16 protein-coding genes and 1 pseudogene are annotated in these 16,402 nt (G+C 30.2%); all 17 read left to right on the top strand.

The genetic code is table 11. From position 1 onward, the window contains the following. The first annotated feature begins 26 nt into the window (after positions 1–26). The 17 genes and pseudogenes from ACTNAO_RS06370 (at position 27) to ACTNAO_RS06290 (ending at position 16,157) form a co-directional block, all read left to right on the top strand. Positions 27–1,316 carry a hypothetical protein gene (locus ACTNAO_RS06370; RefSeq protein ID WP_441027576.1) on the top strand — a complete coding sequence of 430 codons (1,290 nt, stop codon included), beginning with the start codon at positions 27–29 and terminating at the stop codon, positions 1,314–1,316. 146 nt (positions 1,317–1,462) lie between these two features. Continuing rightward, on the top strand, positions 1,463–1,963 hold the full coding sequence (locus tag ACTNAO_RS06365; RefSeq protein ID WP_441027575.1) for a hypothetical protein: 501 nt from the start codon (positions 1,463–1,465) through the stop codon (positions 1,961–1,963). Between the two features lie 362 nt (positions 1,964–2,325). Next, the gene (locus ACTNAO_RS06360; protein ID WP_441027600.1) at positions 2,326–2,454 is read left to right on the top strand and encodes a DUF4080 domain-containing protein; all 129 of its coding nucleotides are present in this window, start codon (positions 2,326–2,328) and stop codon (positions 2,452–2,454) included. A 55-nt stretch (positions 2,455–2,509) separates the two neighbouring features. After that, positions 2,510–2,734: pseudogene (locus ACTNAO_RS06355) on the top strand (DUF4080 domain-containing protein); the annotation flags it as partial. A 134-nt stretch (positions 2,735–2,868) separates the two neighbouring features. Beyond that, positions 2,869–3,195, top strand: a complete 327-nt coding sequence (locus tag ACTNAO_RS06350) for an ATPase (protein WP_441027574.1) — start codon at positions 2,869–2,871, stop codon at positions 3,193–3,195. Continuing rightward, positions 3,182–5,152, top strand: coding sequence for a V-type ATP synthase subunit I (locus ACTNAO_RS06345; protein WP_441027573.1), 1,971 nt, complete (start codon positions 3,182–3,184; stop codon positions 5,150–5,152). Before ACTNAO_RS06350 ends, ACTNAO_RS06345 begins: the two co-directional genes overlap by 14 nt. 29 nt (positions 5,153–5,181) lie before the next feature. Further along, positions 5,182–5,670 carry a V-type ATP synthase subunit K gene (locus ACTNAO_RS06340; protein WP_441027572.1) on the top strand — a complete coding sequence of 163 codons (489 nt, stop codon included), beginning with the start codon at positions 5,182–5,184 and terminating at the stop codon, positions 5,668–5,670. Between the two features lie 53 nt (positions 5,671–5,723). Further along, positions 5,724–6,323: a V-type ATP synthase subunit E gene (locus ACTNAO_RS06335; RefSeq protein ID WP_441027571.1), complete on the top strand. Its 600-nt coding sequence runs from the start codon at positions 5,724–5,726 to the stop codon at positions 6,321–6,323. A 12-nt stretch (positions 6,324–6,335) separates the two neighbouring features. Further along, positions 6,336–7,337 carry a V-type ATP synthase subunit C gene (locus ACTNAO_RS06330; RefSeq protein WP_441027570.1) on the top strand — a complete coding sequence of 334 codons (1,002 nt, stop codon included), beginning with the start codon at positions 6,336–6,338 and terminating at the stop codon, positions 7,335–7,337. Beyond that, complete coding sequence (locus ACTNAO_RS06325) at positions 7,330–7,641, top strand: V-type ATP synthase subunit F (protein ID WP_441027569.1); 312 nt, start codon at positions 7,330–7,332, stop codon at positions 7,639–7,641. Before ACTNAO_RS06330 ends, ACTNAO_RS06325 begins: the two co-directional genes overlap by 8 nt. Positions 7,642–7,658: 17 nt before the next feature. Next, a complete protein-coding gene (locus tag ACTNAO_RS06320) occupies positions 7,659–9,440 on the top strand; it encodes a V-type ATP synthase subunit A (protein WP_441027568.1) in 1,782 nt (593 codons plus the stop codon). Beyond that, on the top strand, positions 9,433–10,812 hold the full coding sequence (locus ACTNAO_RS06315; RefSeq protein ID WP_441027567.1) for a V-type ATP synthase subunit B: 1,380 nt from the start codon (positions 9,433–9,435) through the stop codon (positions 10,810–10,812). Before ACTNAO_RS06320 ends, ACTNAO_RS06315 begins: the two co-directional genes overlap by 8 nt. Positions 10,813–10,815: 3 nt before the next feature. After that, positions 10,816–11,457, top strand: a complete 642-nt coding sequence (locus ACTNAO_RS06310; RefSeq protein ID WP_441027566.1) for a V-type ATP synthase subunit D — start codon at positions 10,816–10,818, stop codon at positions 11,455–11,457. A gap of 123 nt (positions 11,458–11,580) precedes the next feature. After that, on the top strand, positions 11,581–12,558 hold the full coding sequence (locus ACTNAO_RS06305) for an MraY family glycosyltransferase (RefSeq protein ID WP_441027565.1): 978 nt from the start codon (positions 11,581–11,583) through the stop codon (positions 12,556–12,558). Between the two features lie 59 nt (positions 12,559–12,617). After that, a complete protein-coding gene (locus ACTNAO_RS06300) occupies positions 12,618–13,073 on the top strand; it encodes an S-ribosylhomocysteine lyase (RefSeq protein ID WP_441027564.1) in 456 nt (151 codons plus the stop codon). 8 nt (positions 13,074–13,081) lie between these two features. Then, positions 13,082–13,768, top strand: a complete 687-nt coding sequence (locus ACTNAO_RS06295; RefSeq protein ID WP_441027563.1) for a methionine synthase — start codon at positions 13,082–13,084, stop codon at positions 13,766–13,768. Continuing rightward, a complete protein-coding gene (locus ACTNAO_RS06290) occupies positions 13,758–16,157 on the top strand; it encodes a homocysteine S-methyltransferase family protein (protein ID WP_441027562.1) in 2,400 nt (799 codons plus the stop codon). Before ACTNAO_RS06295 ends, ACTNAO_RS06290 begins: the two co-directional genes overlap by 11 nt. Positions 16,158–16,402 lie beyond the last annotated feature (245 nt).

The raw sequence follows: 16,402 nt of genomic DNA, 5'->3' as shown, positions 1-16,402 counted from the left end.
AATAAAGCATTATTTTTGGAGGAAATATGAAAAAACACTTAAAAGTAATTATAGTTTTTTTACTTATAGTATTATTTGGACTTGGAATATATAATGTGGTATCTATTTATAATATGAAAATAGTAACTGATAATATGGATTGTACAATTATTAATAAAAACATGAAAAATGGTGTAAGCCTTGAAATAGATAATAGTAATAATATTTATGTGGCCAAAAGGACTCAAATTAAATTAATAACGCCTGAAGGAAAAGAAAAAAATGTTATTTCAAATGGAAATTATGATATTGAAGATATTTTATATAATGATAATAAGCTTTATTTTATTTCTAAAACTACTTTATATAAGCTTGATTTAGAAAATTTAGATATTGAAGATTATTTGGAAAATATTCCTTTAAGCGGTAACAATGTTGACAGAAAGTTGTTTTTGGTTAATGGAAATATGGGGTTAGCTATTGGTGCATGTACCAATTCTGGAGTTTCAGAAGGACCTAATTTTGAAATACCTCCAATAGATATAACTTTAAATGGAAATAATTTTGGGGATAGTGAAGACATTACTTATTGTAAAAGACCTGGGATAAAAGGTATAGTAGGTGAAAAAATAGATGGACAAAGTATTGGAAATGCAGCTATATATTTAATTGATAAAGATACAAAAAAATTAGAACTTTATGCAAGTGGTATAAGAGCAATAACAGGTATTGATGTAAACAGTCAGGGTGAAATATATGCAGCTGTGCAAGGAATGAGTAATGAAGGACTGAGGCCAATAAATGATGATTGTGATTATATATATGAGATAAAAAAGGGTATTTGGTATGGATTCCCTGATTATTCAGGTGGAGATTACATTGAATCTCCAAGGTTTCAAGACAATGAAGGAAATCTTGTAAAACCAATATTACTTTTAGAATCAAAAACTTCTGAAAAAGCAAATGCTCCTTTATTTGTGTCAGATAAACAAAATACTATAAAATCATGTGCTATTGATAAGGATGGTAATATTTTTGAAAAAGATAGTATAGTGTTTTTTGATAAAAGCTCCAAAAAAATTAAAGTGTTGAGCAAAACTGGCAGTTTAAATGATATAGTGACTGTTACAAATAAAAGTGATATTAAAGATATAGTTTATTATAATAAGGGATTCTATATAATGGATAGCTATTTAGGATATATATACAAGATTTCGCAAAAAGAAAATTCTAGAAATTTTTATATACCAAGAAATATATGGATTTTCATCACATTACTTTCAGCTATTTTAATAATTATAGCTATTTACAAGCTTTTAAAAACTACTTCTAAATAGTGAAAGCATTGTTATTTATAATGGTAAAAGAATTTTGTGAAAATGTTTCTCATCACTGTTATTTATAACAGTGCATAAGAATTAAAATATATAACATACAAGATACAAATATTAAAAAATAATAATACTTATAGGTGGGTGAAAAAATGGAAAAAACATTAATAATAAATATGGATTATGTTGCCATCAACGGAGATGTTCTTGATGTTACTAGCGATAAAGCAGGAATAATTTATAATTTATCCAAAGACGTTATAGATGAAATATCAGTAGATTATGTTGATGAAAATAACAAAGATATTTTGCTAAAAAGACGCTACGATATTTGTACTTTTTTCTTTAATTTAAATGAAGTATGGAGTAATAGAAAAAGAGAGTGTATAATAAAAGAGGCTAGCCAATATTTAAAGAAAGATGGTAAAATATATTTGTGGGATATAAATAAAGAAAGGGGTAAGATAGTAAATAGTAAAGTTAAAATAAAAATGCCAAACAAGACATTTAAAGAAACAGATGTTATAAATTTAAATCCATTAATTGAATTTAACTATAAAGATGTAGAAAAGATTTTATCAAAATATTTTGTAATAAACGAAGAAAAAGTTTGGGAAGATATGTTTTATATAAAAGCAACAAGAAAATTATAAACTTTATATAAAAGAAAAATTATAAACTAAGAGGATTAGATATTTATGAAAATTCTACTTGTTGCAATTAAATTGCAGTATATTCACAGCAATTTAGCTGTAAGATATTTATAATCCTTCACAAAAGATCTCCCTTATTATTCTAAAATAAGGGAGTTTTCTATTAATGAAATAGAGGAAAAATTTAAATCTTTTGTAAATTCTTTTGATGATGGTTTTTAATAAAACCAGATGAAATACAACTTTTTTTTAAAAGCTATTAAAGGGATCACAGATGCTTTTAGAGGCAAAAAAATGGTATAGAATATTACCTATATCCTCCATATAAAATACTTAAGACAAATAAAATTTAATATTTTAAAATTTTAATACTTAAGAGAGTTGAAAAAGTAGTCGATAAGTATTATAACAGTCAAAAATTTAATAATATATTTCATTTTTTCTATTATAAATTTGATACTCCTTTTGATTTTTTCTATTTATTTAGGTGATTTTTTTGAGGAAAAGGGTTACTTTAATAGCAATATTTGAAATACACAATATTACAAGGTATTTTTAGACTTTAATAAGGAAATATTAAAAGGAGAGGAAGAATATTTAATAGATATTATTAAATATGATTATTTAAATTATAACAAAAGAAGAGGAATACCTGACTTCTTAAAAGGAGGGGTGCCAAAGAATGTTGAACTTAAAATAAAAGAAAAGTTTAAAGGAATATATTCTTTTAATATTGAAAAAAATATTTGGAGTGTGTATAATGTGATATAAGAAGTAATTAATACTACATAATCAAGTAATCTAAAACAAAAGATATTAATTACTTTTTAATACATTCTATAAGTAAGAAAAGCTAAAGTGCTTTACTTTAGAAAATGCACAGTCTATGAAAAGGTGGTGATATTTTGGCATTAAAAGCAATACAAGAAGTAAAAAAAGCTGAAGCAGAAGCAACTGATATTATAAAAAATGCAAATGCGGAAGCAAAAACTATTGTATCTGATGCACATAAAGAAGCTCAGAAACAATACGAAGCAATTTTAGATGGCGCTAGAGAAGAATCAGATAAAATGATAAAAGCAGCCATAAACGAAGGGCAAAAACAGGCTGAACCTATAATTGCAAAAGGCTCTGAAGATGCAAAAGCAATTTTAAACACAGATGAAAGCCAAAAGAGTAAAGCAATTAATTTAATTATTGAGAGGATAGTGAAAGTAAATGGCAATAGTTAAGATGAACAAATTCACATTGCTTGCATTTGAATCCCAAAGAGCTGAGCTTTTAGAAAAACTTCAAGATTTTTCAGAAGTAGAATTTACAGATCTTCAATCTGAAGTTCTAAATGAAGAAAATGTAAATGAAGAATATGAAGGCTTGGATTTTGATAATGCTGGTTCAAGTTATGAAAAATGTGAAGAAAAATTATCTAAGGCTAAATCTACTCTTAAGTTTTTAAAAGAGTATGTTCCTCAAAAATCAATGATTAAGTCAATGCGAGAAGGAAAAAGAGAGCTTACATTAAAGGAACTTGAAAAGGCAGCACTTAATTCACCTTTTGATGAAATCTGTTCAAAGGTTAAGGATAAAGAAAATGAATTAGCTGCACTTGAAAGTGAAAAGTCAAAACTTCAAACAGAGATTGAAAGTCTTAAATTAATTGAAAATTTTGATGCACCATTAGAAAGCTTAAATGATCTTAAAACTCCTGTATTTTTTGGAAGTATTCCAAAACAATATATGGATGAACTTGCTCATTTTGATGATTATTATATTGAAATAGTAAGTGAAAATGATCAAGATGTATACTTCTTAAGCATGTGTAATGAGGACCAAAAAGAAGAACTAGAAGAAAAGCTTAGGAGTTTTGGATTTAGTCCATTTAAAACTACCCTTAAGGAAAAACCTATTGAAATTATTCAAAACAATATGGATAGTATTGAAAAAATTAAATCTAAGGAATTCTTTGTAAAAGAAGAATTAGCATCTTTTGATGAAGATGTGAATACTTTAGAGTTAATTTGCGAATACTATGAAAATATTGTAACTAGAAAAAATGCAGTAGATAATTTCTTAAGAACTAACAATGTAGTTATTATAAAAGGATGGCTTCCTTCAGAAGAAAATAAAAACTTTGTATCTTTATTAAAGGAAGTTTTAGGTGAAGATTACTATATTGATTTTAGTGAAGTTACTGATGAAGATATTGAATCTGGAATTGTTCCAGTAAAGCTTAAAAATAATGAGCTTAATAGTGCTTTTGAAGACATAACTAAAATGTATAGTACTCCAAGGTATAATGAAATAGACCCTACACCACTTCTTACACCATTTTATCTTTTATTCTTTGGTATGATGGTTGCAGATATGGGATATGGACTATTAGAAATTATAGTTGTTGGATTAGCACTTAAGTTCTTTAAATTTGATGAATCTAAGAGAAGATTTGCTAAATTTTTCTTTTATTTAGGTTTCCCTATATTTGGCTTTGGTCTTATATATGGAACAGTATTTGGTGTTGAACTTCCAATACCAGGACATATTTCACAAACAAATGACATAAATACTGTATTAATAGCATCAATAGTATTTGGTGCAATTCAAATATTTGTTGGACTTGGAATTAAGGCATATATGCTTATTAGAGATGGTAAAGTAAAAGATGCATTTTATGATGTATTTTCTTGGTATTTTGCACTAATTGGTACAGGACTATTATTAGGTTCTATGTTGCTTGGACTTCCAGCAATTGCAAAAAACATAGGAATTGTATTAATGGTTATTGGTATGGGAACAATAGTTTTAACTAACGGTAGGGGAGCAAAATCAAAAGTTGCTCAAATAGGATCAGGAGCATATGAATTATATGGAATTACAAGCTATATAGGAGATCTTGTTTCATATACAAGACTTATGGCCCTTGGATTATCTGGTGGTTCACTTGCAGCAGCATTTAATATGATGGCTGGAATGATTCCTGGAGTTGCAATGTTCTTATTTGCACCATTAATTTTAGTTTTTGGTCATATATTTAACTTAGGATTGTCACTACTTGGTGCATATGTACACACTTGTAGATTACAATATGTTGAATATTTTGGAAAGTTCTACGAAGGTGGAGGAAAAGATTTCACTCCATTTAAAGCAAAGAATGAATATATTAATACAAAAAAAGAAGAAATAATAAAATAATTTTTAATTAAGATTAGGAGGATTACAAAATGGAAATAACAACATGGATACAATATTTTATGGAAAATAACGGAGGATTTATTTTTGGAGCACTAGGAATTGCACTTGCAGTTGGTTTGGCTTGTATAGGTTCTGCAAAGGGTGTTGGTCTTGCTGGTGAAGCTGTTACTGGACTTTTAACTGAACAACCTGAAAAATTCGGTAAAGCATTAATTCTTCAATTATTACCAGGTACACAAGGTCTTTATGGATTCGTTGTTGGTCTTTTAGCACTTGGAAAATTATCATCACAAACTGAATTATCATATGGTATTTACTTATTCTTAGCTTGTCTTCCAATAGCTATCTGTGGTCTTTTCTCAGGTATTGCTCAAGGTAGATGTGCTGCAGCATCTGTTCAAATTTTAGCTAAAAAACCAGAACACAATACAAAAGGTATAGTTTTAACAGCAATGGTTGAAACATATGCACTTATTGGATTCGTTGTATCAATAATATTAGTAACAAAAGCTTTCTAGTTTAAATTAAAGAAAGTTAAAAACAAAATTACTAAGATTGGAGAAGATTAGCTATGTCAGATATAAATAATTTGACTTCCAAAATCTTAAGTGATGCGGAAGCAAAAAAAGAAGAGATTTTAGCTAAAGCTTCAGAAGAAAAGGAAAAAATTCTTCAAAAGAAGCAAAATTCAGCAAAGGCTTTAGAAAAGGAAATTCTTGAAAAAGCTAAAAGCGAAGCAGCTACTAGAAAAGAAAGAACAATATCTAGTGCTGAGCTTACTGCTAGAAATGAAAAGCTAAAAGCAAAGCAAGAAGTAATTGCAGATGTCTTTTTAGAAAGTGTAGATAAATTATCTTCATTAGATAAAGATGTGCAAGTTAAATTTATAAAAGATACTATCTTAAATTTAGATATAGATGGTGATGAAAAATTAATCCTAAATGATGCAGGTAAAGAAATGGTTACTGATTCAGTTTTAGGAGACATAAATAAAAGCTTAAAATCAAAGGGTAAGAAAGGTGAAATATCTTTAAGTACTGAAAATGGAAGCTTTAAAGGTGGATTCATTTTGGAAAAAGCCGGAATAGAAATAAATAATACTTATGAAGCTTTAGTAAGTTCTTTAAGGGAAGAATTAGAGTTTGAAGTGGCTAAAGTATTATTTAGTTAAGGAGGAAAGGTAATGGATGGAAAACAGTTTACTCAAGTTATATCAAGACTTAGAGTATTAGAAACTAGACTCCTTGATAAAGCCAAGTTAGATAGAATGATAGATTCAGATTCTGCTGACGAAGCGATAAAAGTGCTTCATGAAACAGAATATGGAAATGTTATGACAAATGTTAAAAGAGCAGAAGATTATGAAGAAATGTTATCTGCAGAGCTTAAAAGAATTTATCATGAAGCATATGATATGTCTCCAGTGAAAGAGCTTGTTGATATTATGAGTATGAAATATACTTACCATAATGCAAAAGTTATTTTAAAAGGTATGTTTCTTAAGGAAGATTTTTCTTATATGCTAATAAATATGGGAAGAGATGATCTTCAAAAGATGAAAACATCTATTGAAAATAGTAATTTTTCGGATTTTAATGGTAATATGAGAAAAGCTTTAGAAGAAGCAATTTCAGATTTTGAATCTAAAAAAGATCCTCAAAGAATAGACATTATATTAGATAAATATATGTTTGAAGAAATGAAGGATATTGCAAAAAAATTAGATGATAAATTTGTTAATAAGTATATTGAAGCTTTAATTGATTTAACTAATATTAAGAGCCTTTTAAGAATAAAAAAACAAAAAAAGGGAAGAGATTTCTTACTTTCAGTTGTAATAGATGGCGGAAAAATTGATAATGATACTTTAGTAGCACTTTTAAATGATGCTACAGAAAATATTCCTAGTAAGCTTGCATATACAGATTATGTAGAGCTACTAAAAAATGGAGTAGAGGATTATATTAAAAATTCTTCTGCAAGCTTAATAGAAAAGTTAGTTGATAACTACATAATGACAATAATGAAAGAAGCTAAATTTATTCCTTTTGGAGGTGAACCTCTACTAGCTTATATTTACGCTAAAGAAACTGAAATTAAAGTAGTTAGAATTATTATGGTTGGTAAACTTAATAATATTTCACCTGAGGTTATTAGAGAAAGGCTGCGTGATATTTATGTTTAAAAAAATAGGTGTAGTTGGAGATAAAGACTCAATTTTAGCATTTAAAGCACTTGGAATTGATGTTTACCCTTCACTTTCTCCAGAGGAAGCAAGGAAAAATATCGATAAAATGGCAGCTAGTGATTATGCAGTTATATTTGTAACAGAGCAAATTGCTAAGGATATAGAAGAAACTATTGAAAGATACAATAGAATGACACTTCCAGCTGTAATATTAATTCCAAGTAATCAAGGATCATTAAATATAGGTATGCAAAGAATAAGCGATAATGTTGAAAAAGCTGTAGGCGTTAATATTTTATAAGAAGGAAGGTTGGTAAGGTGAGGACCGGAAAGATAATTAAAGTCTCAGGACCTTTGGTAGTTGCTGAAGGAATGGACGAAGCAAATATATACGATGTTTGTAAAGTTGGAGATAAAGGACTTATTGGTGAAATTATTGAAATGAGAGGCGATAAGGCTTCAATCCAAGTTTACGAAGAAACTTCAGGTATAGGACCTGGGGACCCTGTTATTACTACAGGAGAACCTCTTAGCGTTGAGCTTGGACCAGGTCTTATAGAATCAATGTTTGATGGAATACAAAGACCACTAGATGCTTTTATGGAAGCTGCACATTCTAGTTTCTTAACAAAAGGTGTTTCAGTTCCATCACTTAATAGAGAAAAGAAATGGCCTTTTGTTGCTACTGCAAAAGTAGGAGATGAAGTAGAGCCAGGAGATGTAGTTGGAACTGTAAAAGAAACAGAAGTTGTAACACAAAAAATAATGGTGCCTTTTGGTATTTCAGGTAAAATAAAAACAATTGCACCATCTGGTGATTATACAGTAGAAGAAGTAGTTGCTACTGTTGAAACAGAAAAAGGTGAAAAAGAAGTTAAATTAATGCAAAAATGGCCAGTAAGAAAAGGTAGACCATATGCAAAGAAATTAAATCCAAAAGCTCCTATGACTACAGGACAAAGAGTTATTGATACATTTTTCCCAGTTGCTAAAGGTGGAGCAGCAGCAGTGCCAGGACCATTTGGAGCTGGTAAGACAGTTGTACAACACCAAATAGCTAAATGGGGAGATGCAGAAATAGTTGTTTATGTTGGTTGTGGTGAACGTGGTAACGAAATGACTGACGTTTTAAATGAGTTCCCAGAATTAAAGGACCCTAAAACAGGCCAAAGCTTAATGAAGAGAACTGTACTTGTAGCAAATACTTCAAACATGCCAGTTGCTGCCAGAGAAGCATCAATATATACTGGTATTACAATAGCTGAATATTTTAGAGATATGGGATATTCTGTATCAATTATGGCAGATTCTACATCTAGATGGGCAGAAGCATTAAGAGAAATGTCTGGTAGACTTGAAGAAATGCCTGGTGATGAAGGTTATCCAGCATATCTTGGATCAAGACTTGCTGATTACTATGAAAGAGCTGGTAAGGTAGTTTGCCTTGGTAAAGATGGAAGAGAAGGAGCAATTACTGCAATTGGTGCTGTATCACCTCCAGGAGGAGATATTTCTGAACCAGTTACACAATCTACTCTTAGAATAGTTAAAGTATTCTGGGGATTAGATTCACAACTTGCTTATCAAAGACACTTCCCATCAATTAACTGGTTAAATTCATATTCATTATATCAAGAAGAAATTGATGAATGGATGGATGAAAATGTTCATAAAGATTGGGCAGAACTTAGACAAGAATGTATGTCTCTTTTACAAGATGAAGCTAACCTTCAAGAAATTGTTAGACTTGTAGGTATAGATGCATTATCTGAAAAAGATAGATTAAAGCTTGAAGTTGCTAAGTCAATAAGAGAAGATTATCTTCAACAAAATGGTTTCCATGAAATAGATACTTATACTTCTCTTGAAAAGCAATATAAAATGCTTAAAGTTATAATTGAATTTAAGCGCGAAGCAGAAAGAGCTTTAGAAAATGGAGTATACTTAAATGAAATCTTAGGTCTTGAAGAAATTAGAGATAGAATTGCAAGATGTAAGTATGTAGAAGAAAAAGACATAGCAAAAATTGATAAAGTAGCTGAAGATTTAAAAGCGCAAGTAGATGAATTAATCAACAAGGGAGGGGTACAAGATGCTTAAGGAATATAAAACAGTTACAGAAGTAGTTGGCCCTTTAATGGTTGTTGAAGGTGTTGAAGGCGTAAAATACGATGAACTAGTTGAAATAGAAATGCATACTGGTGAAAAGAGAAGAGGTAAAGTACTAGAAGTTAATGGAACAAAAGCTATGGTACAAATCTTTGAAGGTTCAACAGGAATAAACTTAAAAGGAACAAAAGCTAAATTTTTAGGAAGACCACTTGAAATTGGTGTTTCAGAAGATATGCTTGGAAGAGTCTTTGATGGAATGGGTAGACCTAATGATGGAGGTCCTGATATAATTCCAGAAGAAAGAAGAGATATAAATGGTGAAGCTATAAATCCAGTTGCTAGAGATTTCCCATCTGAATTTATTCAAACAGGAATATCTGCCATAGATGGACTTAATACATTAGTTAGAGGACAAAAGCTTCCGGTTTTCTCAGCTTCAGGTCTTCCACATGCTAAGCTTGCAGCACAAATTGCTAGACAGGCAAAAGTTTTAAATTCTGATTCTAAGTTTGCAGTTGTGTTTGCTGCAATAGGTATAACATTTGAAGAAGCTGAATTTTTCGTTGATGAATTTAAAAAGACTGGTGCCATTGATAGATCAGTTCTATTTATGAATTTAGCATCAGACCCAGCTATTGAAAGAATAGCTACTCCAAGAATGGCTCTTACAACTGCTGAATATTTAGCATATGAAAAAGGAATGCACGTTCTTGTTATTATGACAGATATTACAAACTACGCAGAAGCATTAAGAGAAATTTCTGCAGCAAGAAAAGAGGTACCAGGTAGAAGAGGATATCCTGGATATCTTTATACTGACCTTTCAACATTATATGAAAGAGCAGGAAGAATTAGAGGAAAAGAGGGTTCCATTACTCAAATACCAATACTAACAATGCCAGAAGATGATAAGACACATCCAATTCCTGACCTTACTGGATATATTACAGAAGGGCAAATAATTCTTTCAAGAGAATTATACAAAAAAGGAATTATGCCACCAATAGATGTTTTACCATCACTTTCAAGACTTAAGGATAAAGGTATTGGTAAAGGAAAAACTAGAGAGGATCATGCAGATACAATGAACCAATTATTCTCTGCATATGCTCAAGGTAAACAGGCAAAAGAATTATCAGCAATATTAGGTGAATCTGCATTATCAGATACAGATAAAAAGCTTGCTAAATTTGCTGAAGCTTTTGAACTTGAATATGTTTCTCAAGGATTCAATACTAATAGATCTATAGAAGAAACTCTTAACTTAGGTTGGAAACTACTTAAGATGCTTCCTAAGTCAGAGCTTAAGAGAATTAGAGACGAATATCTTGAAAAATATATGCCAAGAGAGGAAGAGTAGTTTATGGCAAAGTTAAATGTCAACCCTACAAGAATGGAACTCACTAGACTAAAGAAAAGACTTCAAACATCTACTAGAAGCCACAAGCTTTTAAAGGATAAACAAGATGAATTAATGAGGCAATTCATTAATCTAGTTAAATATAATAATAATATTAGAAAAGAAGTGGAAGGACAACTTGAAGGCTCATTAAAAGACTTTGTTATGGCAAGAGCTGTAATGAGTTCTGAGTTCCTTGAAGAAGCTATTGCATATCCTAAAGAACACATAAAGGTGGAAGTAGGAGAAAAAAATGTAATGAGTGTAAATGTTCCTGTTATGAACTTTAAGCGTGAGCTTGAAGGGGATGAAGGAAGTATATATCCATATGGTTTTGCAAATACTTCATCTGAACTTGATGATGCTATTGCAAAACTTTATGGTATACTTCCAAAGCTTCTAGAACTTGCCGAAGTAGAAAAATCTTGCCAGCTTATGGCTGATGAAATAGAAAAGACAAGAAGAAGAGTTAATGCTCTTGAATACATGACAATTCCTCAACTTCAAGAGACAATTAAATATATAAGAATGAAGCTAGATGAAAATGACAGATCTGCTACAACTAGACTTATGAAGGTTAAGAGCATGATTGAACAAAGAGGCTAGCAAATAAAAAAGCAGGACTTTATGTCTTGCTTTTTTATTTTACATTAGTGTAACCATTGCGTTAAGGATGATTAAATAGTATAATACGAAATAGGTAAAAGTAAAATTATAAGGAGAGTCATAATGATAAGTATAATAGGAGCTATAGTTTCTTTCGTTATAGTATATTTTACTATTCCACCTATAATGAAGTTAGCTAAAGAGAAAGAATTTACAGATAAGCCAACCAAGAGAAAAAAGCATAGAGGCCCTATTCCACTTTCTGGTGGCATAGGGATATATATAGGATTTTTTATTACATATTTTGTTTTGCTTTTTATATCAAATAATAAAGAAAATTTTGTTGAAAATTTTAAAGAGCCTTTTTGGATTTTTATATCAAGTACACTTATTTTATTAATTGGACTTGTAGATGATTATTTTAAGTCAAAGAAAAAGGAATTCCCAATTTATCCAAGGCTTATTGTTCAGATATTTTCTGCTATTTTAGTTTATAGAGCAGGAATCGTATTTGAAGGATTTGATAATCCTTTTACAGGTACATATATATTGCTTCCAGAATGGATTCAATTTTTACTTACAATAACATGGATTTTTGGAGTAACTACAGTTATAAATTGGTCTGATGGTATGGATGGATTAGCTAGTGGCATTTCAATTATTTCAGCACTTACTTTTTATTTTGCTGCCATAATACTAGGACAAAATTATTCGGCTTTTATGTCACTTGTTTTAGCTGGATCAGTTTTAGGCTTTTTTATGCATAATAAATATCCGGCTAAGGTGTTTATGGGTGATTCAGGAGCAAACTTGATAGGATTTTTATTAGCTATTATAGCAATAGATGGGGCTTTTAAACAAGCAACAGTTTTAAGTATTTTTATACCAATACTTGCACTTGCTGTACCTATATTTGATAATATTTTTGTAATATTTAAAAGATTTAGTGAAGGCAAGCCAGTATATCAAGCAGATAGAAGTCAAATGCATTTTAGATTAGCAGAAAAAGGACTTAGTGTAAATCAAGTTGTATCATGTATTCTTGGAATAAGTCTTTTATTTAGTGCGATTTCTATAATTTTGCTATTTATAAAACATTAACATGAGATATCATTAATATGACATAAAAATAAAGTATTTAATAAAACAGGAGGTTTATAATGGAAAAAGTAGAAAGTTTTGAATTGGATCACAGAAAGGTTAAGGCACCTTATGTTAGAAAATGCTGTGTTTTAGAAGGCGCAAAGGGAGATAAAGTAACAAAATTTGACTTAAGATTTCTTCAACCTAACAAAGAAGCATTCGGTACAGCTGCTATGCATGGTCTTGAACATATTTTAGCCCATGAATTAAGAACAAGATTAGATGGAATTATAGATTTTTCTCCAATGGGTTGCAGAACAGGTTTTTACATGAGCATTTTTGGAGATATAGATCCAAAAGATGTAAAGGTTGCTCTTGAAGACAGCTTAAAGACAGTATTGGATGCTACAGAAATTCCAGCAGCTAATGAAATTCAATGTGGCAATTATAGAGATTTGTCTTTATTTGGTGCTAAAGAATATGCTAAAAAAGTTTTAAAAGAAGGGTTTTCTCTTAATATTTATGGAGAATAGTAAGATAAATGGATAAAATAAGAGAGATAAAGATACCTAAGGATGAAGTCCTTAGGTATTTAGGTTATAAGAAACAAAAAATGGATGATTCTTTTCTAAAACTCATTGATGAAACAATAAAAGAAGCAGAAGATATAATTGAACTTAAATATTTAGCTAATAAATATAAAATAGAGCTAAAGGATGCGGGAGTACTTATTGAAGGAACTAATCTTTTGCTTACAGGAAATGACATAAAGGAGCATCTTAAAAATTCACAGGAAGTAATTTTAATTGCTGCAACCCTTGGGCGTAATATTGAAAAAAAAATATCTTATTATGAAAGAATAAACTTAACGAAAGCTGTTATTTTAGATTCATGTGCTACAGCTGCAGTAGAAGAATTATGTGATAAAATCGAAGTTTTAATAAAAGAAGAAATGATAAGTAAAATGCAAGGAATTACCTTTAGATATAGCCCTGGATATGGTGATTTGCCTTTAGATATTCAAGGAAGCTTTATTAAAAGTATAAATGCTGAAAAGTTAATTGGACTTACAGTTTCAAAGCATAATCTTTTAATGCCAAGAAAATCTGTAACAGCAATTGTAGGCATTATAGATAAAAAATACGAACAGCATAAAAAAGGCTGCGAAGTTTGCAAAAATTATGAAAATTGCAGTTATAGAAGAGAGGGGATAAGTTGTGGACGTTAAAAGTTTTATTAAGGATAATATATTAGTATTTGATGGAGCTATGGGAACAATGCTTCAAAAGAAGGGCCTAAAGCTTGGAGAATGCCCAGAAGGTTTTAATATAAAGGAAAAGGATATTTTAAGGGAAATTCATGAAGAATACATAGATGCAGGTGCAATGGTTATTACAACTAATACTTTTGGAGCAAATGAAATAAAGCTTGAAGAAGCAGGATATGAAGTAGAAGAAATTGTAGATTCAGCTATTTCTATTGCAAAAGAAGCTATTAATGGTCGTGACGTTTTAATAGCACAGGATATTGGACCTATTGGTCAGCTTTTAGAACCAATGGGAACATTAAGTTTTAATGAAGCATATGAAATATTTAAAAGGCAAATTATCCAAGGTGTAAAATCTGGAGCAGATTTATTTATTGTAGAAACTATGACAGATCTTCAGGAAACAAGAGCTGCCATTCTTGCTGTAAAGGAAAATTCAGATTTACCTGTTTTTTGTACTATGTCTTTTGAAGAAAATGGAAGAACTTTTACAGGTTGTACACCAGAAAGTATGGTTTTAACTTTAGAAGGTCTTGGGGTAGATGCAGTAGGAGTTAACTGTTCACTTGGACCAGATGAACTTATACCTATAGTAAAAAGAATTACTGATGTTTCTAATATTCCTATTATGACACAGCCAAATGCAGGGCTTCCAGTAATTGAATTTGGTGAAACAACATATAAATTAACTGCAGCTGAGTTTAAAAAGACATTAACTGAATTTGTAAGCTTTGGTGTAAGTATAGTAGGTGGCTGTTGTGGAACAACCCCAGAATTTATTAAAGGCCTTAGGGAAATTGCAGATTCCACCAAGAGAGTAAAGAGGAAATTGAATAATGATAGTGCTGTCTGTACACCATCAAAGGTTGTTAAAATTGACAGTCCAAAAGTTATAGGTGAGAGAATTAATCCTACAGGAAAGAAAATTTTCCAGCAAGCTTTAATAGATAATAATATAGATTATATTATAGGAAAAGCCATTGAGCAGGTTGAAGCTGGGGCTGATATATTAGATGTTAACGTGGGACTACCACAAATAGATGAAAAAGCAATGATGATAAATGTTATAGGAGAACTTCAAGCAGTAATAGATACACCTCTTCAAATAGATTCATCTAATAGTGATGTTATTGAAGCTGGTCTTAGAAAATATGCTGGGAAAGCTATTGTAAACTCTGTTAATGGTGAAGATGAAGTATTAGATAGAATTCTTCCTATAGTAAAAAAATATGGCGCAAGTGTTGTAGGTCTTACTTTAGATAAGCGAGGAATTCCCAAAACAGCAGAGGAAAGATTTAAAATAGCAGAAAAAATAGTTAATAGAGCAAAGGAATATGGTATAGATAAGAAAAATGTATTTATAGATTGTTTAGTTCTTACAGCATCAGCAGAACAAGATAAGGTAAAGGAAACATTAAAAGCAGTAAGAATGGTTACGGAAAAATTAGGTGTTAACACAGTACTTGGTGTATCAAATATATCTTTTGGTTTGCCATGCAGAGACTTAATTAATGAAACATTTTTCTCATTAGCATTAGCAAATGGATTAACTCTTCCAATTATGAATCCTAATAAACAAGGAATGATGAATGTAATAAATGCATACAATGTACTTTATAATATTGATAAGGGTTCTAATAAATTTATTTCAATGTATGCAGGTGCAGAGGTAAATGGACCATCAATTACACTAGCTCAAAAAAAAGATGATTCTTCATCAGAAGAAAAAAGTGATGATATAAAATATATAGTGGTTAAGGGCTTAAAAGATCAAGCAGCACCTGCTACAAGAAAACTTCTAGAATCATTAGATGAACTTGAGGTAGTTAATAACTATTTAATTCCAGCTCTTGATATTGTAGGTGCTAAATATGAAAAAGGAGAAATATTCCTTCCTCAACTTATACAAGCTGCAGAAACGGTAAAAAAAGCCTTTGATGTTATAAAAGAAAACTTAGTAAAAAGTAGTAGTGAAAACATATCAAAGGGAAAAATTGTAATAGCTACAGTAAAAGGTGATATTCACGATATTGGAAAGAACATTGTAAAAGTTATTCTTGAAAACTATGGCTATGAAATATTAGACTTAGGTAAGGATGTACCTATTGAAAAGGTAGTAGAAACAGCTATAAACGAAAATGTTAAACTTGTAGGTTTAAGTGCCCTTATGACTACTACAGTTAAAAGTATGGAAGATACAATAAAAGCACTTCATGAGTCAGGATACAAAGGTGAAGTATTTGTAGGTGGTGCAGTACTTACACAAGAGACAGCTGATCTTATAAAGGCAGATTATTATTGTAAAGATGCAAAAGAATCAGTTGAAGTTGCTAAAAAGGTATTTGGGTAATTGAGAATTATTAGTTTAGGTCTTTAAAGTTTAATTAGGCTACAAATTTAGCTTTGAAATTAAGAATTAATAATTAAGTGGCTTTTGCGTGATGCTTAAAGCCAATCTCCACAGGAGATAATTAATAATTATTTTAGTTAGTCACAAAGCATTGGCATAATTAGATTTTTATATAGGTTGTTGTGTAGGCACTGAAATATGGAGCTTGTCCACCCATACAATATAATATTAAGATTTTTACGACG

The sequence above is a fragment of the Clostridium sp. HCP1S3_C6 genome, assembly GCF_052066735.1.
GTDB lineage: Bacteria > Bacillota > Clostridia > Clostridiales > Clostridiaceae > Clostridium.
This window is presented reverse-complemented; position numbering and strand designations above follow the sequence as displayed.